This window comes from Streptomyces capparidis (assembly GCF_054782095.1).
In genome coordinates this window covers 167,713-188,142 of sequence record NZ_BAAGTD010000001.1, presented here as the reverse complement: position 1 = coordinate 188,142, position 20,430 = coordinate 167,713, and the positions used below count along the sequence as shown (strand labels likewise).

Here is a 20,430-nt window from a genome sequence, read left to right as displayed (position 1 = left end):
CGTCCGCTTCCTCTCACGAGAAGGCCCCACCCGGAATCTCCGGACGGGGCATAGGCACCGACTCACGCGAGTCGGTGGTCAGATAAGGGCAAGCGCCATGATTGCGGGGTCTAGCCCGACTTCCCCCGTGGACTGATTCACGCTTGTCGGCAGGGAAGTTTGGCCGCTTGAGATGCACCAATGGCGCTGGAATGCCGCGCCCAAGAAGAAGTTCCCCGGATTCGAGGGGGCCTCATTCTGTATGTGCATGTAGTAGAAATCCGAGGCGCCGCCTGCCGACATGAGGAACGCAGACCAATAGCGTCCCGGTTGGAGAGTCGGGGAAGTGGTCAGCGGCACGGGAACCGCTCCGATGTGGTTGTCCCGCATGCCTGCTGCCGAGCCGCTGAGCTGACCGGCGGCGGGCAAACTGGACACCAATCCTGATGTGGCAACGCGTGAACCGGCTTCGTTGTAGATACCCGCATAGAAGCGCGCTGCCGGGATAGCCGTCGAGCCCGCCCACCCCCGCGCCATGATGACCACGTGGCTTACCGGGGTCGGCTCGGTGATGTGCATTCCGCAGAGGTAGATGCGCCCGACCACGGCGGCCTTGAGAGTTGTGGGGTTGGCAACGGAAGCCGGGTCAACCGACCACGCCTGAAACCCCAGTGCTTGCGGGGTCCACGCGTTCCGCCCTGCCGGAGAGACAGGGAACGCCGTGCCGTCGCCTCGCTTGAAGTGCGGCACGCCGCTCTTGGAGTAGAGCTGTACACCGCCCGGCCCGTTAGCCGGGTCGGTAGGGATATCGATCATGCCGACCGCTCCGGCGGCGGTTACCTGTGCGCCACCCAGTGGTGACGTTGTGCCAAATGCCGACCGCCTGTCTGAGCGACGCAGGAAGAGCGCAATGCCCGCGTCGCTGCCGTCGTCACGGCGTGCGCTGATCCGGATATTCGAGCCCGCGTCGCTACCGCTCTCGGCAGTGCCGTCGAGCTGCACTTGCCAGCGGTCGATGCCGCCGGATTGGAGCCTGATGGGTCGGTAGGTGCTCGCCGAGCCGTCCAGTGACAGGGAGCCGACCGTCCTGCCGTCGCTGCCCGCCATGGCGCCCACGTCGGCAGCGGCGAGAGTCACGGTCGGGCCGGGCTTGCCGTTGACGCTCGTGACGGCATTCGGGTCGGCCATGACCGGTAGCTGAGTGGCGGGCACCTTGCCTGAGCCGTCCAGCGCGGCGACCCCGCCCGCAGCACCCTTGTCGGCGGCGGGGATTGCGCCTACGTCGGCAGCATCCAACATGATCTCCGGCCCTAGGTCCCCGTTCACGGAGTTGACCGACCCGTTCCCCGGGTCACCCTTCGGTCCCTGCGGGCCCATAGGTCCGGGCGCCCCTTCCGGCCCCGTGTCGCCCTTCGGTCCTTGCGGGCCGGGAACGACGCTGTCCGCGCCGGGTGGCCCCTGCGGGCCGGTCGCACCCGTGGCGCCGATCGGCCCCGTGTCGCCCTTCGGGCCCATGAGGTTCGCGACATTGCCCCAGCCGGACGCCTGGCGCTGCCACACGTCACCTGTGTCGGCCCGCAGCAAGAAGTCACCGGGCGTGGCGTCGTCGCTGGGGGGCGTGGTCGTGCTGGCGTACCATGCGGCCCCCCTCAGCGCGTCGCCCAGTCTCGCCCACGTGCCGCGCGCCCTGGTCCACATCGTGACCGTTGTGGACGTGACACCCAACAGTGTTCGTGTGTCGTACTGCGTGAAGAAGTCGCCGTCACGCCCCAGTTCGGAAGTCGGCGCGGCCGTGCCGGTGAAGATCTGCGAGCCCGCCACGGGCACATAGTTGGGCGTGGACGGATCGGCGGGGGCGATATCGGCAAGGTCAACGTCCGGCACCCCCTTGGGCAGTAGCACGCTGAACGTGCGCCCGCCGATCACGCCGCTTAGGTTCTCCTTGACCACGTAGGACCAGCCGGACGGCTGCATGTTGGGCGCGTCGGTGGCCGGTAGACGGACGGAAAAGCGGCCGTTCTCGTCAAGGGTGGCGACGACGGGACCGGCAACGAACAGGTCCGAGTCCGGGAACGTAATCAGCGTTGGCGCAGAGAACGTCACCGTCCCGGCAAGCGGCCGTCCGTCGGGTCCCATGTAGGTGCCGTGCACCGCGACCGTGGGAATGCTGGCGGGGAGTGAGAGCGGCAAGCGGGCCCCCTAGGCATGAAGGACCACCGACTCGCGCGAGTCGGTGGTCTGGTGTGTGTGGTCAGCGGCTCAGAAGTTCGGCGATCTGAGTCCGCAACTCTGCGTTTTCACGCCGCAGCGCGCGAACCTCGGCGTGTAGTGCGGCTAGCTCTTCAGACTGCCGCTCCGACTTGCTCCGGTAGGCTTCCGCCTCTTGTCTCCATGACGCTTCCATGCCAGCACGGAATCTGTGCAGCGAGAAAGCCAGGAAGGCGAGAAGGGGCAGGGCGATTTCGGCGGCCCCATACAGCCGGGTGAAGTCCATTGATCCCTCCCCTCAAACGCTGAAATGCTCCTCCGTGAGATCGGGGTCACGGCCCCATGAGGCGCTTGTCCCGCGCCCCCACGCCCAGCCTTTCGGGGTGGCTTCCGGGATTCGGCTTTGCGGCAGGCCGACGCAGTAGTGCATCGGAGAAATCCTGTACGCGCCGTCATCTGCATTGGGAACGGTGACGAAGTCGGGTGCCCATTTACTCCCTGCGCGGTAGCTGGTGATCCAATGCTGCCTGCCTTGGGAATCCGCCTGATACTGCCAGTTGAGAATTCCGTCGCTGCTGCTTCCTTCGACGGCGGCAACGGCATAGATGGTCTGCCCTTTCGGGTCGTCCGGCCCCATCTTGTATCGGTGCTGTAGCTCGATGGTGTAAATGGTGGTGTCGTCGGCGTAGTCCCAGCCATAAGGAATCCCGTGGACCCAGCGCATGACGACAACACCGACCACACGGTTAGTGGTCCCGGTGAGGTTCAGGACGGCGGACGCGCTGACGATCTCCCGTTCAGCTCTGCCGGTGTGCCGGAATGCAGCTAGCCGCACTTCGGCCTCACGTCGGCCCGTGAGGAGAAGGTCAGTAATGAACTTCACCTCCACGCGATCGAACGAGAGCCCCGTAGCGTTCGCGATCCCCACGGACGACCAGATGTTGCCCCCTGTTGGGGGTCTGCTTTGCGTGGCCCACTCGACGACGGGGTAGCGGTCGAACTTGTTGGCGTCCAGCGGGGCCCGCTCAATGGCCGTCATGCGCCGCTTGAGTTCGGCGAGTTCACCCACCAGCGACGGGGGGACGGCGTTAGCTTGGGTTGGCATTACTCCACAGTTCCCTACTCGCTAGAGCGAGCCGGATGCTCTCGCTTCCGTTCGCGTCCACGGTGGTCGCGCATTCGGTCACCACGAATTCATCGAAGAGCGCGACATACCCGGCGTCAACGCTGATGGCTGCCACTTCACCGGGCACGAAGTCAAGTGGGCTGAACCGGTCGGGGTAGAGGGTGAGTTCCGGAATCGCTACCGGCACAGCGCCCGCATTGATGGTTGCCTGTGCCTTGTCTATGAGCGTCCGTGTTTCCTTCACGTCGGTGTACGCGCCGACCATGACGCGTTCGGGCATGCGGGTCGCAAGCGAGCGGTTCTCGACGATGCCGACCAGCTTTTCCCCGTTGCCCTTGTCGGCCCCGGTCGCGTAGGCGACCGTGCATAGGGCCGTGCTGTCATAGCTGACGCTGGTCACATTGCAGTTCACGCGGTGCGTCAGCGAGCGCGAGGCAACCGCGCCGGAACGGCTGGTGATGACGAACCGGTGCCCCACCTTCCTGCCGACCGTCACCCAGTGGGGCACGTACCGAAAGTTGAATCCGCCGACGTTGTCGGCAAGCTCTTCGATCGCCTCGGCAACATTCTTCAGCTCGTAGCGAGTCCACACCGTGGTACGCACGTGGCCGGTTGGCTGCACAAGGCCGGTGTCCGTGCCAATGCCGTTGTCGGCGTTGAAATAGGCGAACCAATCCTTCAGTATGGTTGCCTGTTCCTTGCTCTTGGCCGTCCACCCGTCAGTGAAGTGGCGGCCCTGGTAGTGGGAGTGAAAGCCGGACGCGTTCAACGAAAGGGTTCCCGCCGCAAGGTCGGCAGCGAGAGCCCAGAGAATCCCACCCCACACCGGGACGCCGTCCCGCAGCACGACAAGCCCGCTCACGCCGGGGCTCAGGGTTTCGGGGTCGGCTTCCGGCGCGAAGAGCGGAATTCCCACCGTGGCGGTACCGGCGGCATTCAGCGCATGCGTGAACTGGATATCCGTTACCGGCAGCGCGGCTATCACGTTGCCGCTTTTCAGCTCCGTCTGAACGACGGAATACATAGCACTCATCATGCCCACCTGTTCCGCCACGAGAACTCAGCCAACGTCGCCCGCGTGGTCGCTTCGCTGTAGAGGCTCAGCCGATGGTTGCCGTAGGAGTATTCGGGCCACATCGAGCCCGGGGTGATCTGCCCACCAAGGGGGGCTCCGGTATCGCTGATCACGGTCTGCGCGGCACTGTCGATGGTCGCGCTGCCGCTGTACGCGAGGCCGAAGAACTGCCCGGTGATCTCGTCTGTCAGCTTGATATTCCTCGCGTTGTCCAGCTTGATCACGGGAAGCGCGGGCACCGAACCCACCTGCCGGAACCACAACTTGGGGTTCGACCCCTGCCACGGACTTGACAGCCCCAGCGAGACCGGAGCGTCCCCGTAGATGTACGGATCGGTAGCGAAGAGTTCGACCACGACGTTGCACACGCGGTGCGCGAAGTTGAGATCGAGGGGGGCGGTGCGCTTGCGCGGGCGGACGTTCACGAAAGCCGTTCTGTCGCCCGCCACGCCGGGGAAGTGGAACCGTAGGGGACTTTCCCGGTCTGCGGGCACGAACGCCGCGTACACGGCGCTCACGGCGTCCGTGAACTCTTCCCGCGTTGCGCCGTAGACCTCAAGCGTGAGCGTCACGGCACGCCCGTTCATATAGTCGTCGCCAGGGTAGAGCCCGTGCCTTTGAACAAGGGTTAGGTCTGCCGTCCGCACATCGGGCAGCGAAAGCAGGCCGTCAACGGCTACCAGGGAAATGGCAGAGTCGGGCACCCCCATGACAAGCCCGTTGTACTCGCACGTCCAGTCGTCCAGCTCCGCCATTCCTACCCCCTGACTGTTCAGACCACCGACTCACGTGAGTCGGTGGTCTACCGGGGCGCGACCCGAAGGGCCCATGCCACTTCGCGCCCGATTGCGAAAGGGTCGGCGTTGCTGGTCACGTTGACCGTTACGCCACCATTGGCCGGGGCGGCATGGTTCGGGACCACGTGGGAACCGCCCGGCAGGTTGACCCACTCGGCTCCGCGCTCGCCGACTCTCGTCCAGCCGGACGCCGGACCGCCCATGGCGCGAATCTTCGGAATGGGATTGTCCGGCAGATTGACGCCTACGGAACCGATGCCAATTCGATTGGGAATGGCCCCGTTGAGTAGGTCAATTACATCGTTGACCGCGTTCTTGACTCCCCGGCCAACCGCACGGCCGATGTCCGCCCCGAATTCTGCTGTCTGGGAGAGGCCGTTGCCCAGGCCGTCAATGATCTTTCCGCCGATGCTGCGGGCAGCGCTGCCGACCCTGCCGACGTGGCCGAGCATTCGGCCGGGCAGGTCCCGGAAGAATCCGACCACCGCGTCTAGGCCAGCCTTCGCTTTGTCCCTCACCCACGTGAAAGCGGCGGCCGTCTTCGTCCTGATGGTGTCCCAGTGCTTGATCAGAATGCCCGGCCCGGTGAAGTTCAGGAACAAGGTCTTGAGCCACCCGAAGACGGCCTTGATCTTTTCCCACACCCATTCGAAGGCTTCGCCGGTCCATCGCTTGATCTTGTCCCAGTTGGCCCAGATGAGCAGAGCGAGCCCGACAATAGCAGCGATAAGCAGCGGAATCGGCCCCATGGCTATGAGCCACGCGGCAGCCATGCGGGCAGCTTGGATCATGGCCTGAGTGCCCATGAGTACCCACTGAGCGACCATGATTGCGCCGTTGGCGATTGCTGCGGTGCCCCCGGCTATCCACTGCCCGACGACGATGGCGCCGGATATGACGGCCTGAGCGCCTGCCCTCACCCAGCCGCCCACAACGGCCCATGAAGCTGCCACCTGAGTGACTGCTGACCCCGTGGCCGTCGTCGCCGTGGTGATCCACGCGCCCACGGCCTTGGCTCCGGCCAGGACGGATTGGACCCCCCACTGAATGAGCGCGGGCAACAGAACGGCCGTCAGCACAGCGGCTACTGTGAGGATGGGGACTTTGTTCTCTTCCGTCCAGCGGGCGAGGGAAGAGAGATTGTCGGCTAGTCCCTCGACGGCAGGGAGCACTGTCCCGCCGATGACGTCAACGGCAAGCGTCTGGAGGTTTCGCCAAAAGGCAGTGATCTTCCGCGACGCGTTGTCGTGCATGGTGTCGCCCGCGCGCTTGGCCGCGCCGTCCACCTTGCCCAGCGACTCAACGGCGGTGTCAACGTCGAGCGAATAGAGCGCGTCTCCCAAATCCTCGCTTTGAGTGCCGAAGAGTGCGACGGCTGCCGCTGAGCGCTCGGCAGGGTCCTTGATAGCCCGTAGCCGGTCCAGCGTCACGCCTAGGGCTTCCCGGGCAGCCGGACCGCCCGCCGCAATCTTGGCGCGCATGTCGTCGGCGTTGAGCCCGATTGCCTTGAAGCCGTCCGCCGTCGTCTGGCTTCCGTCGATGGCGCGAATGGAGAATTCTTTGATGGCGTCGGCGACGATATCAGCGTCTCGCGCACCGCCCTGTAGCCCCTGAGAGATGAGGCCCATAGCGGTTTTGCCGTCAAGACCGAACTTGCGGAATTGGGTGCCGTACTCATTGAAGGTGTCCAAGAGGTCTTGCGCTTTGTTGCCGCCCTCTTGGGCGCCACGGACGAGGATGTCAAAAGCTTCGTCCGCGTCCTTGGCCATGCCGGTTTTGATCATCTGGCCGACGGCATTCGCGGTCGGCCCCACCTCTTCGCCCAGCACGGCGGCAACGTCCATGGCGGACTTGCCGATCTTTTCCATTTCGGTAGCCGTGGCCCCGGCGGGAACTAGCCCTTGCTGCCAAAGCGACTTCAGTGCCTCATTGGCGTCGGCAACGGATTCTCCCCAGCCGGACGTGTAGATCTCGCCTGCCGCTTCGCCCAACCGCTTGGCTTCCTCCGGGCTCGCGCCAAGCTGAGCGGCAAGGAGATCACTCCCTGCTTCCTTCTCCATGGCAGAGCCGATACCAGCGACCAGGGCAGCGCCTATCGCCACACCGGCAGCAGCAGCGAGCCCGCCGAAGCGGTCGGCGAAGCCACCTACTTCGTCACTCGCTTCGTCGCCCGCTTCGGCAACCTCTTCGCTGAGCTGGGCAGCCTCTTCGGCGGCTTCCCTGAGCGCGGTCTCAACCTGGTCGGCGAACGCGGTCACGTCCCGCGTTCCCTCGTTGAGCGACCGGCTCAGGTCGTCCAGATCACCCAACAAGGTAATCGTGATCGGCTTAGCCACAGCACCCCCCGTTGTTACTCTGTGTATATCCCGCGGGCCGCCAGTTCAGGGGGTTTGCTATACGCAGAGTGAGATTTACGTCATGACCGGCGTCCGGTGCTCCCCATGCACCGTGCGGCCGGAGCGCCCACGCGATAGGCGATGGTCGTGTTTCTGCTGTGCCTCAAGGTCGGCAATCATCTGGTCGGCCAGCGTGTTGAAATCCCTCAGCGAGAGCGCGCGCACGTCGGACCACGTGAGCCCCGTGAAGTGGCCGACCAGCCGCGCGCACGTGATCACTCGCTGAGCGCGGTAGGGTCCTTCGGCTTGCTCTTGAACGCGATGCGCAGCTTGCCCGCATCTTCAGCCGAGAAGTTCGGGTCCTCACGACGCTTGATGACGACGGCCATTGCGCGAAGAAGCTTTGCCTTGCGCGCCCCCGGCTTGGCAAGCTGATCGAGGGGGCCGTCAATCACCTCTTCAATAATCTCGATTTCGTCAATGGAAAGACTGTCGATATCCAGCGACAGAACCTCTCCCAGCTCACCAGCGGCAGCGTTCTTCTTCGCACCCATACTCAGCTCTCCAACTTCTCACGGAGCACGGCGGTAATCTCGCGCTCGTATGTCTCGGAAACCTTTTCGCTGTTGCGAGCCATGGCCCGGTAAAGGAACCGGTTCGGCTTGATGCCCCGACGCGGGAAGCCGAAGTGCACGGCCCCGGCATAGGGGACGCGGGCGGCGCTGCCCGCTTTGATGGCAGCGGAGTTGGCCGACGCGACCACCTTGACCGACTTGGCGAGCCTGCCCGGTCGGTACTTCTTGCCGTCCTTCGGCGTGCGCGTACGCTGCGGAACGCCGCGCTGAGCATCCGGCTTGACTATCTCCGCTGCCTCTTTGTTGACTTCCCGGACCTTCTTGGAAAGATCCTTGTCCTTGAGCTGACGAAGGGTTCTCTTCAATTGGTTCAGCCCTTCGACCTGGACCGAGAACCGCGAGCCCGCCATGCACCCCCCTCACCGACTCACGTGAGTCGGTGGTCTAGTCACTCGCCGATTGAGGAAAAGCCGGGGGTCGGCTCAACGTACGTGACCTTGATAGCCGACCGGCCGTCACCCGGGTCCAGAACACGGAACGGAAGCTCACTCATCGTCACGTCATCAACGGACGCTGCGGGACTGTCCCCCGTGAACTGGATTGCCGGACATTCAATGCTCATGGACGTGCCCGGAGTGATGCCGTCGAACTCGACGACCAGGGACGCCACTTCCCCGCCGATGAACGCTTCATAGAGCTTCACGGCACCGCTGTTGAACTCGCCTTCCAGCGACCCCTCATAGGTCGGCATAGCCGCGCGCACGGGGGCCTTCTTGAGTGCGTTGGCACGCAGGAACCGCCGGTCGGTCTTCATGCCCCGGTCGCCGGTCAACTCCAGCTTGTTCGCATCCACAGTGACGGCCGCGCCGTCGATGGTCAGCGCGATGGCCGTACGCGTCCAGTCATAGACGTACGCCTCTTCGGGGTAGCTGATTGGCAGCGCGTCAGCGGGCTTGTCCGAATGGCTGACGTCCTGAAAGTCGAACGTGGCGGTGAGGGTGACCGCGTTCTCTACCTCGGCGGTCAGTTCCCACTCAGTGACGACGCACCCGACGTGCTTGTAGGCCACGGACTTTCCGTCTGTGGTCGGCCGGATCATCTGGGCCGTGAACGAGGGTGACGCACTGTTGGCGCCGCTCTCGAAGACGTGGGCGGTAAGGCCCGTGGCCGGGTCAGCGGTCCCGCCGTCGTACACGTCGAACGCTGCGGAGAGAAGGGCGACGGCGCCCGCGTCCAGTAGGTCAACCTCCAGTTCGCCCTCACCCCCCATGTTCACCACGTTCCGCCGGTCGGCCCGAGCGGTTTGCATACCAGCGCGGAAGCCCACGGATTCGATGAACTGACGGGCGGTCTTCCAGCTATCGGACTTGCCCTCATAGCCCAGCGTGGACGTTGCGGCGGTGCCGTACGTCGATTCCTTGCCAATGCCAATGGCAGCGTCTAGCGCCACGGTTCCCCCTAAGTGACTCTGCCGCGAATCCTCACGCGGACGGTAAGCGCGGCGTACACGCCGTCAGTGGTTTCGGCCGTCTCTGTTTCTGAGGATTCCGGCCGAACGTCGATGAGCCCCGGCACGCCCGCAGGTTCAACAGCGCGGCAAGCCTCCGTAACGGCGTCGCGAAGGCTATAGACGACTCTCTCAGCGCCTATCGGGTCGCCGGGCGAGATGACCAGCGCATGCACGTCCACGTACCCCGTGACGGCCGTGGGCTTGCGCGGCCCCTGCCGGAACGCCACGGGCGCTAGCTCATCGTCGGCGGAGGCACCCAGCCAGACTTGTTGCCGCCGGTCGCTCTTGCCGGTCTCAGCGAAAGTGCATTGGACCCCGGTCGGGGTGGCCGCCTTGAGCCGGTCGAACAAGGCAACCTTTGCTTCGAAGATCAGCGCCACGATGCCCCTCACATGAAGATGAACGGCAGCCGCACGCGGTACCGGTTCAACTGGGCATTCACTTCCGGCAGGCTGGTCGGGCGCCATGTACCGCCCGCCTGTGCAAGCTGAACAGAACCGAACTCGCCTTGAAGCTGTAGCGCTCGGTCCGGCACGCGAGACACCAGATCAAGGCAGTACTGTCGGGCGAGGGTCCGCACACACCACCGGATCGTTTCCGGGGGCGCGTCGGTCCCCTCCCATTTCCGCCCGCAGTAGCTTTCGACCGTCTCAACGGCGTACGCGATTGCGTCTGTCAGCGTCTCATTCGGGAAGACCGACACATCATCCATGCCGTCCAGCGCGCGAACGTCTTCTACGGTTGCATAGGACATGCGAACCCCCCCTCGGTGCGAGGCAGACCACCGACTCACGTGAGTCGGTGGTCTGCGCTCAGCCGCCCGCCGAGCCTTACGGCTTGGGGGTCACGGTCAGAACCTTCGCCGACCGCTCATCCACTAGAAGCCCGTCGGCCCGCTGAATGAAGCGGTACACGATTTGGTCGTTGGTGAACCGGGCATCCACGGACCGCTCAACGCGGAGCGGACCGGCGAGCCGGACCTTGTACTTGCTCAGGTCGCCGAACAGAACCTTGTCGTTCGGGACCACCACGTCAGTCACCACGGTCTTGCCATTGAACGTGTCCGGGGCACCCGCCGTAAGGGCCGACTGCCATAGGTACTGGCCGTTGGCGTCCTTCAGCTTGCGCATGGCACCGGCCGTCTGGTCGGAAACCACGTAGACGGCGTTGGTCCGGTAGGACGACGGAAGCTCGTAGAACAGGTCAATGAGCGCGTCCGAAACGGTGTTGTCCTTCGCCCCCGCCTGCCACGTGGCGACGGCGGCCGGAGCAGCGTTCAGGATGCCCCTCGGCTGCCCGGTGCCGGTACCGGCTAGAAAGTGCTCGCCCATTCCGTGGCCCAGCGCCGGACCGGCGTCCGACACCAGGAAGCCCACAAGGTCAAGCGCCTGATCCTGCACGAACTCCGTGGAAACCACGGATGCGTACGCGTACTTGTAGGCGCCGACCGACCGCTGAACAGTCGCCGGGGTGCTCTCGGGAATGTTGGCGTTCTCGGCGACGATGCCCGCCGACGCGCGTCCGGTCACAACCGTGAAGTCGATGGACTCGCCCCCGGACGTGGTGAGGATCGAAGCGCCATTGCGCATCACCGTGGAACGCTCGACAGCCTCCGCGAGAAGCTGACCGAACAGAGTCCGGGGAATGACGTTCTTGCCGGTGTTGGTATCGACAACGGCCCGCTTCTCGGGGGTGAAGATAAGCGACTCGTAGGGGTTCAGCGCGCGAAGCTTCGATGCCGCATCGGCTAGCTTGTCCTGAGCCTCACGCTTGCTCCCGGTTCCGTTGAGCCCGGCCATGAGCGCACTCACGGACTCGGATGCCTTGATGGCCTCAACACCCCGCTTCACGCGGCCGTCATAGTCAGCAATGGCGTCGAGTAGCTGAGTCTCCTTCTCGCGCGCGTCGGCGTCCATTTCCTTACCGGCGTATTCATCGGTCAGCGCCCGAAGCTCGGCGTGGGCCCGCTCGCGCGCCTCAAAGTTCGCGCTCAGAGTCTTGGCGTCCATTACTGGACTCCCCCCTTGGGTCGAAGTGCGCGGACCAGTGCACGCGCGGGATGGTCGGCCACCGACTCACGTGAGTCGGTGGTCTGGTCGAGAATGCCGAGACTCAGCGCAATGGAACGGCTGAGCCCGGCGTCGGTGGTCGGGTAGGCAGGATTGAGGACCGGGCCCAGTTCGAGGACATCCATGCTGGTGATTTCACGGATGGGCAGGCCGGTATCTACGTCAGGCTTGTCGTGGACTCGCTGTCCCCTCTCGTTCACGCGGAAGGTGAACGAGGAACCGCGCACGTCCCCCCGATTGAGGAGTTCGGCAAGGTCACGGCCGACCGTGGTGTTGGGCAGGTCGATCTCGTACCAGCCGCCGGAGGTGTCTTCACCGGCCCGCAGCGTGCCCGAACTCGCCCGCCCAAGAATGTTGTTGATGTTGTGGTTGAACGTGGCGAGCACGTCGTTCGCCCTGAGCGAGTCGGCCCCGGCCCCGGGCATGATGCGTTCCCGGAATCCGCCTAGGTTGTGGCTCAGGTCGTGGAACCGGTAGGCGTACCCGCGCATGGTCACGGTCTCGCCTTCGGCGCGTACCTCAGCCGGTAGTGCCAGATTCCTTCGCTCCGTCGTCATCGGGCGCGTCCCCCTCTTCGTCGTCCCCGTTCTCTGCCGGGGGTTCGTCTGCGGGCGGAGGCTCGATGGCAGCGGGCTTGGCGGGCGGTTCGTCGGCTGTCACGTCGGCAAGATTCATGGGCACGCGGTGTGCCTGCCCCATGCCGTCCGGCAGGGGTTCGAGGTCTTCCCACGCGCGCACTTCGTCAATGCTGTAGATGCCTTGCTGCAAGCCGATTGAGTACATGCTCATGCGCTCAGTCGGGGCGCCGCGCTGGATGCCGTCCAAGTTGAACTTGACGAACTTCTGTCGGTCCGCCGTCTCAGCGAAGACCAGCCGTGTAAAGCCCGCTTCGATTCGCTCTAGCCACGGGCGAAGGCTGAACATTGCAAACGCTTGATTCTGCTCAGCGAGCCCTGAGCCCCAGCTAGTTGAGTTGGTGGCATCGGCTATCAGGTGGGGAGGCACGCCGAAGATGCGCGCGATTTCCGGGACCTGAAATTGCCGGGTTTGCAAGAATTGTGCTTCGTCCGGCGACAGGGCGACCTTGGAGAACTTCGCCCCTTCGGTCAGCAGCGCCACACGGTGGGCGTTGTCCGCGCCGGAGTTCGCCAGTCGCCATGCTTCGCGGGCGCGCGCTAGCCCTTCTTCGGACATGGCGCCGGGCACTTCGATGAGCGCTCCGGGCATTGCGCCGTTAGCAAAGAACTTGGCCCCGTAGGTCTGCGCCGCCATGGCGAGCCCGATGGATTCGCGCGCGAACGAGATAGGCGATACGCCGGTGAACTCACCGGGCAGCATCATCCCGGGGATGTGGAGGATTTCGCGGGTGGTGAACCAGCCTAGGGCGACTTCGTTGCCGTCGTCGTCATAGTCGGCCACGTAGAAGACCTTGCGGCGCTTGCCGTCCACCACGACCGTATGCGTGTCAATGCGGTTGGGGTCCAGTACCTCAAGCCCGACGATGTTCGGCCCGTCCCAGAGAACGGCAAGGTAGGCGTTGCCGTCCAGCAGCAGAGACAGCACGACCTGAGACAGTAGGTCGATGCGGCCAAGCCCGCCGGGCTCCGCGTTCGGGTAGTCCAGCCACGGGGGCGACTTGATCTCTTTGCGGACTCCGCCCCTGCGGGAGTAGGTGGCTACCGGCAGCGTGCATATCGTCTCGCTCAGCAGGCGGACGCACGCGAAGACGGCCGACACCGTGAGCGCACTGTTCGCGTCCACCTTCTGTCCGGCAGCAGACATGACGCCGGGCAGCGGGAACAGATCAGTTGCAGGGTCCCACTGGGCCCGCTTCTCAACGCCACGAGAGCCCCGGAAGAGCGCACGCCAAAAGCCCATGTGAGCCACCCCCGCGTGACTCACGGCACCGACTCACGTGAGTCGGTGGTCTGGAGTCGTGCTAGTCGTCGTTTAGGAGTTGATCGAATTCCGGGGCGCCCACGTTGTGCACGCGGCCGTCTTTGTCTTCCCACGTGGCGACAATGGCCGTTTCAATCAAGTGGGGGTTGTCTTCCCGGAACATCACTGCGCCGTGAACGGCAAGGATCATGGCAACGCAAAGGTCGATCTTCCGTCGGGAACTCGCGTGCTCTTTCGTGACGCGTGCGCCGTTCTTGTCCTCTCGAAGCACCGCGTTACCGACGTGCCGAGCGAGCGCAGGGTTACCGTCATGCGACAACCGGCCGTCACGGCAGGCGTCGTAAACGGTCTGAGTCGCCGGAACCATGCGCTTGAGGCTGTTCGTCGGGAAAGCCTCAACCGGGTACCCCTCGGCCTCAAGGTTGTCTAGCGTCTCTTCCCAGCGGTATGGGTCGGCAACGAGGTTCCGCACGCTGTATCTGTCCAGCGCGGAGCGGAGAGCGTCACGCACGTCCGCCATGGGGACGCGCCAGTGTGCGTCATCCGGCGGGGCCTCCCAGTGCCCCAGCACGAACACCCGAAGGTCATGCACGCGGGCAGCAACCAGGGCCGTACTGTCACCCGTCCAAGAGCCGTCAAAGCCCAACACCACGGCGTCACCGGGGTTCAGGGTGTCGTCTACCGCAAGGAAGTCCCACAGTCCATGAGGCAGCCACGTGGACGCGCCCCGAACGAACTGACTAAGCCGGTAAATGCGGAAACTTGCTTCTGTGCTCCGCTGAGCGGCAGCGCGGAAGTCCTCTTCGTTCAGGATCTCGTACGACGGATTGCACGCACGCCACACGTCGGGGTCTAGATGGTCCACCTGTTCCCCAATGCGCGGGCCCCACGACCGATAGAAAAGCGTCGGGTCCGTGGCCTCACCGGAGTTGACCCGCTCACCCTGTTCACAGAGCTTGGCGAACGGGCCGTCAGGGTCGGGGCCAGCCGTCGAGACAACCCACGTAATCGGCTGGTTCCGCGCGGCACTGCCCAGGGTCAGCGCGTCGAACAGGTCGGCCGTCTTGCTGAACGCGTACTCGTCAAGGCTGACCGCCGAGGGATTGAGACCCTGTTGCCGCCCGGCGTCCGCAGAGACCACGCGATAGGTGGAGTCCTTGAACTTGATCACGTCGCGCTGAACATCGCAGACGGCAGAGAGCTTCGGAGAAGCGTTCACCATCTGCTTTGCAGCGTCGAAGACCATACGGGCCTGATTGCGGTCGTTGGCCGCAGCGATGATCTGTCGCTGAGCGTCGGCGCGGTCGGCTATCAGGTGGTAAAGCATGATGGCCGCCGCAAGCGTTGACTTGCCGTTCTTCCTCGCAATACAGACCACGCACATGCGGTGCTTGCGAATCCACCGACCGAATGCGTCTTGCCGGAGTTCGTAGGCGTCAACAAGTAGTTCACGCTGCCATCCGAGAAGCCGGAAAGGCTGACCGGCGAAAGAGCCGGTAAGGCGGCAGAACTGCTCAATCCAGTTGGCGACCCGGTACCCCTCGGAGGGGAACGGCGCATCTGCCGGAATGTGGCGCGCGATGACGGGATCAATGCCGGACACGCGCACCTCCCGTCAAGGCACCGACTCACGTGAGTCGGTGGTCAGAAGTCCTCAGGTCCGGCTGCCACGCGCCGAGCCTCGGCCGCAACGATCCCCAGCCGCATTCGCGCTTCCGGCGTGAAGCCGATCACGGTCTCTATGGCGCGTAGTTCGCGCTCTGTGGACTCGACATAGCGCATGGCGGGATGGACGGCAGGCTGACCGGTAGACCCCACGGTCATAAGCCCGTCGTTGTCGATGGCGGCAAGTAGCGCCGCTCGCCGGTCATGCAGTTCGCAGTAGCGCAAGATGATGTTCCGGTCCGTGTCCGGCGAGTACGCCCCGTTGCCCGCAGACCAGACGTTCCGCCATACCTCACGACCGACGCGCATGAGTCCGCCAGGTACACGCGGGGCCCGTCCCTCGTACACCACGGGGGCGGCAGGCTCGGCGGCGGTGTTCGCGTTGCCGTTTCGCATGTCGGGATTCTTGCTTCGGGACACGTTGACACCACCTTCCGGGGGCTTAGAGACCCCTTAACGGGTGCCTTTCTCGCGTGCCGGAATGCAGGCTTGCCCAGTGTCCGCGCGGGCGGACACCCCAAAAACGGCGCCACACCTAGCGCGCGTTTCCCGAGCTTGGGCCGGGATCGCCAGGGAACGCGTCAGCCGAACTTTCGGCGCGCCCCACCCCACCCTCAGAAGGGCGGAGCCGCATGGCCGAAGTCATTTCGCGTCTTGGCCTTGTGACAAGCCTTGCAAAGAGGCTGCACATTGCCCGCGACGTCTTCGCCACCCTTGGCAAGCGGGATAATGTGGTCAACCTCAATGGCCGACGCCAGGAAGGCGAGACCGCACGACGCACACACGCCACGACCAGCCTTGCGCAGAACCTTGCGCATGATTGCCGCCGCATTGCGACCACGGGCGATAGCCTCACGTCGCTTGCGGTGCGACCGGTAAGACCGGCCACTCTCATACGCCTTGTGATGCACGGGGCACCGACCCTTGCGGGTGGCCCACTCTCGACAGTCAAGGCACCGGGTACGCATAGGTCACCCCCCATCAGGGGGCACCCCCCTACCCTCGGCCGATACCGCCGACTCACGTGAGTCGGTGGTATGCACGTACCCGCCCCCGGACTCGAACCGGGAACCTTCGCGGTCTAAGCGCGACGCCTCTTGCCGTTGGGCTAGGCGGGCAGGGAGAGCGCGGGTCTCAGTCCGCCGTAAGCGCATAAGGGGTGCGCGGTATCCCCCGCTCTCTACTAGTACTAGAGCGCAAGGGTTCCCTAGAGCACGCTTGTTGCCCGGCATGCGGAGTGGGGTTGAGTGACGCCGGTCACAGTGCGGTGATTCGGTGATTGAAGGGCTCTTCCGGTTTTCCTCGTAGGTTTCTACTGGGGAAGCCAAAAGACTCCAAGAACCGCCGCTTCACCGCACTCCGCCGCTGAGCCGGACTGCATGAACATGTCAAGCCCCTGAGTCGAAGAGAGCCCCCGAACCCCGAAGGGCTCAGGGGCCGTCTGCGGGCGCCGGGCAGCTTGCGGGCGTGAAGCCCTGCCGGGGCCGTCTCAGGCGCCCAGTGAGCCGCCTGGAGCCGTTCAGCGCGCCCTCAGCCTTCCGCGTCGTCGCCCTGGTCGAGCTGCACGAACTCCACCTCTACGCGGGCCGACACGTCATAGCCCCCGCGAACCCTGCCACGGTGCGCGCTCTCAACGGCCTTGACCGTGACGCGCCGAACGAACAGCTCAACGAAGCGGCGCTTCTCGCCCAGTTCAGCGGATGCCCACCACGAACCTTCCCCCAACGGGTCACCGTTGTCGGCCCCGTCTAGCCATTCCGAGAGCGGCAGCGCGATCGTTTCCGGGTCGGCCAGTTCCTCAAGGCGAACATCCGCAGCTCTAATGCGCGCCTCAATGCGCGCCTTCTTCCCCTTGAACCTTTCTCGGCCCATGGGTCCCTCGTACAGACCTGCGTCTAGGTCGTCGTAAAGGTCGCTCAGCGCGTTGTTTGCGTCGGCCCGCTCCGCAACTACTTCCGTTCGCTCTGCGGCCGTCTCGGGACTCTCCACGGACCGAGAGAAGACCCGCGTAGCCTCAGCCACGATTGCCAGCGCGTCAGCATCAGCGGTGCCGTCGGTAACGCTCTGGATCACAGCGAAGATGCGCCGGGCTACGTAGTCATCAAGGTGGCTTTGCATGACCCGGTTCAAGCCCGAGTGCTCGCCGGGCTTGGCGGCAACGGTCGTGCCCCGGGTGCAGAGATACACCGGCTTGAGCCCGCTATTCTGCGCCTTGCCCGGCCGTCCGCACTCGCACGTGAGCACTGGCGTACGTGGCGCGCTTCGTAGTCCGCTAAGGAGGGACGTTCCGCGCGCTACGCCTTCTCCCTGGCCCCGTCCCAAGAGCCAGTCCCGGAGTACGAACCATTGCGCTGGGGGAATGATCGGCTCGCAGATCATCTCCGGGCGGCCATCCTCATCCCGGATGATCCGGTAGCCGGTCAAGGTGCTGGTCTTGGTGCCGTTCTCTCGCATCTTGTATATCGGCTCGGCCCGCATACCGGCGATTGCCGGATTGAGGAGAATCCATTTCAGCGTGCGAACCTGCCACTGAGAGTTTGCCCGCTCCTTCCCCTTCCGCTGGCCCCGTGTCGGAATCCGCTTTGCGTTCATGTCGTCGCACAGCGCGGAAAGGGTGCCAGGGTTGCGCTGCCCCGGCTTTCGGGTGACGGGGTCGTGCATGTGCTTGAAGATCAACGCGACGATCCGGCGGAGGTTGGCGGACTCATCCTTATTGTGGATGAGGCGCATACACGTGAGCTTGCCATCTATGTACGCAACAGCGTCGAGACCGTACGGAGTTTGCCCGCCGAGCCATGAGCCCTTGGCCCGCTGTGCGGCCTTTACGTCGCGGACCTTCTTGGACTTGACGGCCGATTCCTTGTTGACGGCGTCAAGCCTCATGATTAGGTAAATCAGCGCCATCGTGTCGCGCGGCGCAAAGATTCCCTCAGTCACGCTTACGATCGTGATCCCGAGCCGGTGAAGCTCCAGAACGATCGGGGCAGCATCCTGAATCTCGCGCCGGGAAAAACGGCTCACGTCATAGACGACAAGCACGTTGAACGCCCCAGCGCGGGCAGCTTTGAGCATTTCCTCAAAGCCTTCACGGTAGGCGTCCGGGTCCCAGCCCGAAACGCCGATGTCCTCGAAGTGCCGCACGAACCGGGCCTGAAGCTCAGCGGTGCGGGACTCGTTGGCTGCGCGTTGGGTGAGCGGGGATGCCTCAGTCTTGTTCGTCTTGGCGGATGACTGCCGCACGTAGCTGACGGCTACGGCTTCGATGACGGGGGCGGACAAGAAGGCCGGGGGTACGTCCGCCGTGGTCGTGGTGGGCAACGCGCGCTCCTAGGGGTCGTAGTGGCCCCTTGGGCTCACCTCTCCCTAGGCAGAGAGCGCGCCGGTTGCCCGACCGTGGTGCCTAGGTAGCGAACGCGTACGCGTTGCCTACCTGGGCGCCGCCGCTCCCCGACCGTGGTGCCGAAGTGTGAAACCCGAACGCGTTGCCGAGGACGACGTTCGCCGTCTTGCGGCCGACGCCGGGCAGGGTGACCAGGTCCTCGAGGCGGCCGGGCACCTCGCCGTCGAAGCGGTCGCGCAGCGCGGCGGACAGGCCGAGCAGCGACCTGGCCTTGGCCCGGAAGAACCCGGTGGGCCGGATCAGCTCCTCCAGCTCGCTCGGGTCGGCCGCCGCCATGTCCTCCGGGGTGGGGTAGCGGGCGAACAGCGCGGGAGTGGTCTGGTTGACCCGCAGGTCGGTGGTCTGGGCGGACAGGACGGTGGCCACGAGCAACTGGAACGGGCTGTCGAAGTCCAGTTCGGGGTGGGCGTAGGGGTAGAGCTCGGCCAGCTCGCGGTTGATGCGGCGGGCTCGGCGCACCAGGGCGAGGTGCGACTCCGGTTTCGGCTTTCGCGGCCTCGCCGGGGGTTTCGGCGCCCCCGCCCCGGGGGACTGCGTTCCCGATGTTGCGTTCGTCTGTGGTGCGCTCATGGTTCCCGGCGTTTCGGACGTACCCGGTGCTTCGGACGAACCGCGCCCGCGCGGAGTTCCCGGCTCCCGGGCGGGCCGCCGGGGCCCCGGCGCGCTCCCGGCGCCGCCCGGAGCGTTCGACTCCTGTTCGCCCACGGCTGAATCCACGGCTGCCTCCTTCACCCGACCGGCGCCCCCGACCACGCCGCGCAGGCGTTTTTGGGCACCCGGTCAGCCTACGTGTTGGGTACGTCGAGCGGTCCGCGGCGAGGGGAACAGGACCCCAACCGGCCCCCCTGTGCACTGGCACACATCGCCGTAGGTCAAACTTGTGACTGATCGCACTGTTTAACCGCGGGCACAATGGGGGGAGCCATCCCCCGCGGCCGGCAAGGAGGACACTCGTGGACGACGTTCTGCGGCGCGCCCCGCTCTTCGCGGCACTGGACGACGAGCAGGCCGCCGAACTGCGCGCCTCCATGGCCGAGGTCACGCTGGCGCGTGGCGATTCGCTGTTCCACGAGGGGGAGCCCGGCGACCGGCTGTACGTCGTGACCGAGGGCAAGGTGAAGCTGCACCGCACCTCCCCCGACGGCCGCGAGAACATGCTGGCCGTGGTGGGGCCCGGGGAGATGATCGGCGAGCTCTCGCTGTTCGACCCGGGGCCGCGCACCGCGACGGCCACCGCGCTCACCGAGGTGAAGCTGCTCGGCCTGGGCCACGGCGACCTCCAGCCCTGGCTGAACGCCCGGCCCGAGGTGGCCAGCGCCCTGCTGCGGGCGGTGGCCCGGCGGCTGCGGCGCACCAACGACGTGATGTCCGACCTGGTCTTCTCGGACGTGCCCGGCCGCGTCGCCAAGCAGTTGCTCGAGTTGTCGCGCCGCTTCGGGGTGCAGTCGGACGAGGGCATCCACGTCGTCCACGACCTGACCCAGGAGGAGCTCGCCCAGCTCGTGGGCGCCTCCCGCGAGACGGTGAACAAGGCGCTCGCCGACTTCGCCAGCCGCGGCTGGCTGCGCCTGGAGGCGCGCGCGGTGATCCTGCTGGACGTGGAGCGCCTGGCCAAGCGGTCGCGCTGACGCCCCGGCGGGGCGCGGGGCCGGTTCCCGCGCCCGAAAGCCGTCACGGGGCGCACCGCGCCGCCCGGGGCGCGCGGGATCGGTGCGCGCCGGTGGCACGCTCACGGGCGCCCCGGAGAGCCGGAACCCGGCGGCACGACCGGCCCGTTCACTCAGTGTGACG

At 65.3% G+C, this 20,430-nt stretch carries 19 protein-coding genes, 1 tRNA gene and 1 pseudogene; 1 reads left to right on the top strand and 20 read right to left on the bottom strand.

The annotated features are described in order from the left end of the window. Positions 1-78: 78 nt before the first annotated feature. The 20 genes and pseudogenes from ACYVO2_RS00860 to ACYVO2_RS00765 form a co-directional block, all read right to left on the bottom strand. Complete coding sequence (locus ACYVO2_RS00860) at positions 79-2,130, bottom strand: hypothetical protein (RefSeq protein ID WP_461005534.1); 2,052 nt, start codon at positions 2,128-2,130, stop codon at positions 79-81. Positions 2,131-2,230: 100 nt separating this feature from the next. After that, positions 2,231-2,473, bottom strand: a complete 243-nt coding sequence (locus ACYVO2_RS00855; protein ID WP_461005533.1) for a hypothetical protein — start codon at positions 2,471-2,473, stop codon at positions 2,231-2,233. Positions 2,474-2,485: 12 nt separating this feature from the next. Beyond that, positions 2,486-3,256, bottom strand: a complete 771-nt coding sequence (locus ACYVO2_RS00850; protein ID WP_461005532.1) for a hypothetical protein — start codon at positions 3,254-3,256, stop codon at positions 2,486-2,488. Between the two features lie 19 nt (positions 3,257-3,275). After that, entirely contained in the window at positions 3,276-4,337 is a 1,062-nt protein-coding gene (locus ACYVO2_RS00845; RefSeq protein ID WP_461005531.1) for a hypothetical protein, read from the bottom strand. An 8-nt stretch (positions 4,338-4,345) separates the two neighbouring features. Next, entirely contained in the window at positions 4,346-5,143 is a 798-nt protein-coding gene (locus ACYVO2_RS00840) for a hypothetical protein (RefSeq protein WP_461005530.1), read from the bottom strand. Between the two features lie 47 nt (positions 5,144-5,190). Further along, complete coding sequence (locus ACYVO2_RS00835) at positions 5,191-7,521, bottom strand: phage tail tape measure protein (RefSeq protein WP_461005529.1); 2,331 nt, start codon at positions 7,519-7,521, stop codon at positions 5,191-5,193. Between the two features lie 275 nt (positions 7,522-7,796). Beyond that, entirely contained in the window at positions 7,797-8,075 is a 279-nt protein-coding gene (locus ACYVO2_RS00830; protein WP_461005528.1) for a hypothetical protein, read from the bottom strand. A gap of 2 nt (positions 8,076-8,077) precedes the next feature. After that, complete coding sequence (locus ACYVO2_RS00825; protein WP_461005527.1) at positions 8,078-8,506, bottom strand: HK97-gp10 family putative phage morphogenesis protein; 429 nt, start codon at positions 8,504-8,506, stop codon at positions 8,078-8,080. 38 nt (positions 8,507-8,544) lie between these two features. Next, the gene (locus ACYVO2_RS00820) at positions 8,545-9,546 is read right to left on the bottom strand and encodes a phage tail tube protein (RefSeq protein WP_461005526.1); all 1,002 of its coding nucleotides are present in this window, start codon (positions 9,544-9,546) and stop codon (positions 8,545-8,547) included. Positions 9,547-9,554: 8 nt separating this feature from the next. Continuing rightward, a complete protein-coding gene (locus tag ACYVO2_RS00815; RefSeq protein WP_461005525.1) occupies positions 9,555-9,986 on the bottom strand; it encodes a hypothetical protein in 432 nt (143 codons plus the stop codon). An 8-nt stretch (positions 9,987-9,994) separates the two neighbouring features. Next, positions 9,995-10,360 (bottom strand): hypothetical protein, encoded by a 366-nt coding sequence (locus ACYVO2_RS00810; protein ID WP_461005524.1) that lies wholly within the window; start codon positions 10,358-10,360, stop codon positions 9,995-9,997. Positions 10,361-10,436: 76 nt separating this feature from the next. Next, positions 10,437-11,615, bottom strand: a complete 1,179-nt coding sequence (locus ACYVO2_RS00805) for a phage major capsid protein (protein WP_461005523.1) — start codon at positions 11,613-11,615, stop codon at positions 10,437-10,439. Beyond that, positions 11,615-12,232 (bottom strand): HK97 family phage prohead protease, encoded by a 618-nt coding sequence (locus tag ACYVO2_RS00800; RefSeq protein ID WP_461005522.1) that lies wholly within the window; start codon positions 12,230-12,232, stop codon positions 11,615-11,617. The genes ACYVO2_RS00805 and ACYVO2_RS00800 overlap by 1 nt, the downstream gene beginning before the upstream one ends. Continuing rightward, a complete protein-coding gene (locus ACYVO2_RS00795; protein WP_461005521.1) occupies positions 12,195-13,553 on the bottom strand; it encodes a phage portal protein in 1,359 nt (452 codons plus the stop codon). The genes ACYVO2_RS00800 and ACYVO2_RS00795 overlap by 38 nt, the downstream gene beginning before the upstream one ends. Before the next feature lie 61 nt (positions 13,554-13,614). After that, positions 13,615-15,177, bottom strand: a complete 1,563-nt coding sequence (locus tag ACYVO2_RS00790) for a terminase large subunit domain-containing protein (protein ID WP_461005520.1) — start codon at positions 15,175-15,177, stop codon at positions 13,615-13,617. Positions 15,178-15,218: 41 nt separating this feature from the next. Next, positions 15,219-15,587 (bottom strand): phage terminase small subunit P27 family, encoded by a 369-nt coding sequence (locus tag ACYVO2_RS00785; RefSeq protein ID WP_461005756.1) that lies wholly within the window; start codon positions 15,585-15,587, stop codon positions 15,219-15,221. 266 nt (positions 15,588-15,853) lie between these two features. Continuing rightward, a complete protein-coding gene (locus ACYVO2_RS00780; RefSeq protein WP_461005519.1) occupies positions 15,854-16,057 on the bottom strand; it encodes an HNH endonuclease in 204 nt (67 codons plus the stop codon). 226 nt (positions 16,058-16,283) lie between these two features. Then, a tRNA-Leu gene (locus tag ACYVO2_RS00775) sits at positions 16,284-16,357 on the bottom strand. A gap of 412 nt (positions 16,358-16,769) precedes the next feature. Beyond that, entirely contained in the window at positions 16,770-18,557 is a 1,788-nt protein-coding gene (locus ACYVO2_RS00770) for a recombinase family protein (RefSeq protein WP_461005518.1), read from the bottom strand. Between the two features lie 154 nt (positions 18,558-18,711). Next, positions 18,712-19,209, bottom strand: a pseudogene (locus tag ACYVO2_RS00765) (endonuclease III domain-containing protein); the annotation flags it as partial. 383 nt (positions 19,210-19,592) lie between these two features. Between ACYVO2_RS00765 and ACYVO2_RS00760 the strand changes: the two are divergent. Beyond that, a complete protein-coding gene (locus tag ACYVO2_RS00760; RefSeq protein WP_461005517.1) occupies positions 19,593-20,267 on the top strand; it encodes a Crp/Fnr family transcriptional regulator in 675 nt (224 codons plus the stop codon). Positions 20,268-20,430 lie beyond the last annotated feature (163 nt).

Bases quoted from the DNA above. Each gene is read 5' to 3' on its own strand.
- ACYVO2_RS00855 (WP_461005533.1), bottom strand. From the start codon at position 2,473: ATGGACTTCACCCGGCTGTATGGGGCCGCCGAAATCGCCCTGCCCCTT.
- ACYVO2_RS00845 (WP_461005531.1), bottom strand. From the start codon at position 4,337: ATGTATTCCGTCGTTCAGACGGAGCTGAAAAGCGGCAACGTGATAGCC.
- ACYVO2_RS00840 (WP_461005530.1), bottom strand. From the start codon at position 5,143: ATGGCGGAGCTGGACGACTGGACGTGCGAGTACAACGGGCTTGTCATG.
- ACYVO2_RS00830 (WP_461005528.1), bottom strand. From the start codon at position 8,075: ATGGGTGCGAAGAAGAACGCTGCCGCTGGTGAGCTGGGAGAGGTTCTG.
- ACYVO2_RS00825 (WP_461005527.1), bottom strand. From the start codon at position 8,506: ATGGCGGGCTCGCGGTTCTCGGTCCAGGTCGAAGGGCTGAACCAATTG.
- ACYVO2_RS00810 (WP_461005524.1), bottom strand. From the start codon at position 10,360: ATGTCCTATGCAACCGTAGAAGACGTTCGCGCGCTGGACGGCATGGAT.
- ACYVO2_RS00805 (WP_461005523.1), bottom strand. From the start codon at position 11,615: ATGGACGCCAAGACTCTGAGCGCGAACTTTGAGGCGCGCGAGCGGGCC.
- ACYVO2_RS00800 (WP_461005522.1), bottom strand. From the start codon at position 12,232: ATGACGACGGAGCGAAGGAATCTGGCACTACCGGCTGAGGTACGCGCC.
- ACYVO2_RS00795 (WP_461005521.1), bottom strand. From the start codon at position 13,553: ATGGGCTTTTGGCGTGCGCTCTTCCGGGGCTCTCGTGGCGTTGAGAAG.
- ACYVO2_RS00780 (WP_461005519.1), bottom strand. From the start codon at position 16,057: ATGCGCAAGGTTCTGCGCAAGGCTGGTCGTGGCGTGTGTGCGTCGTGC.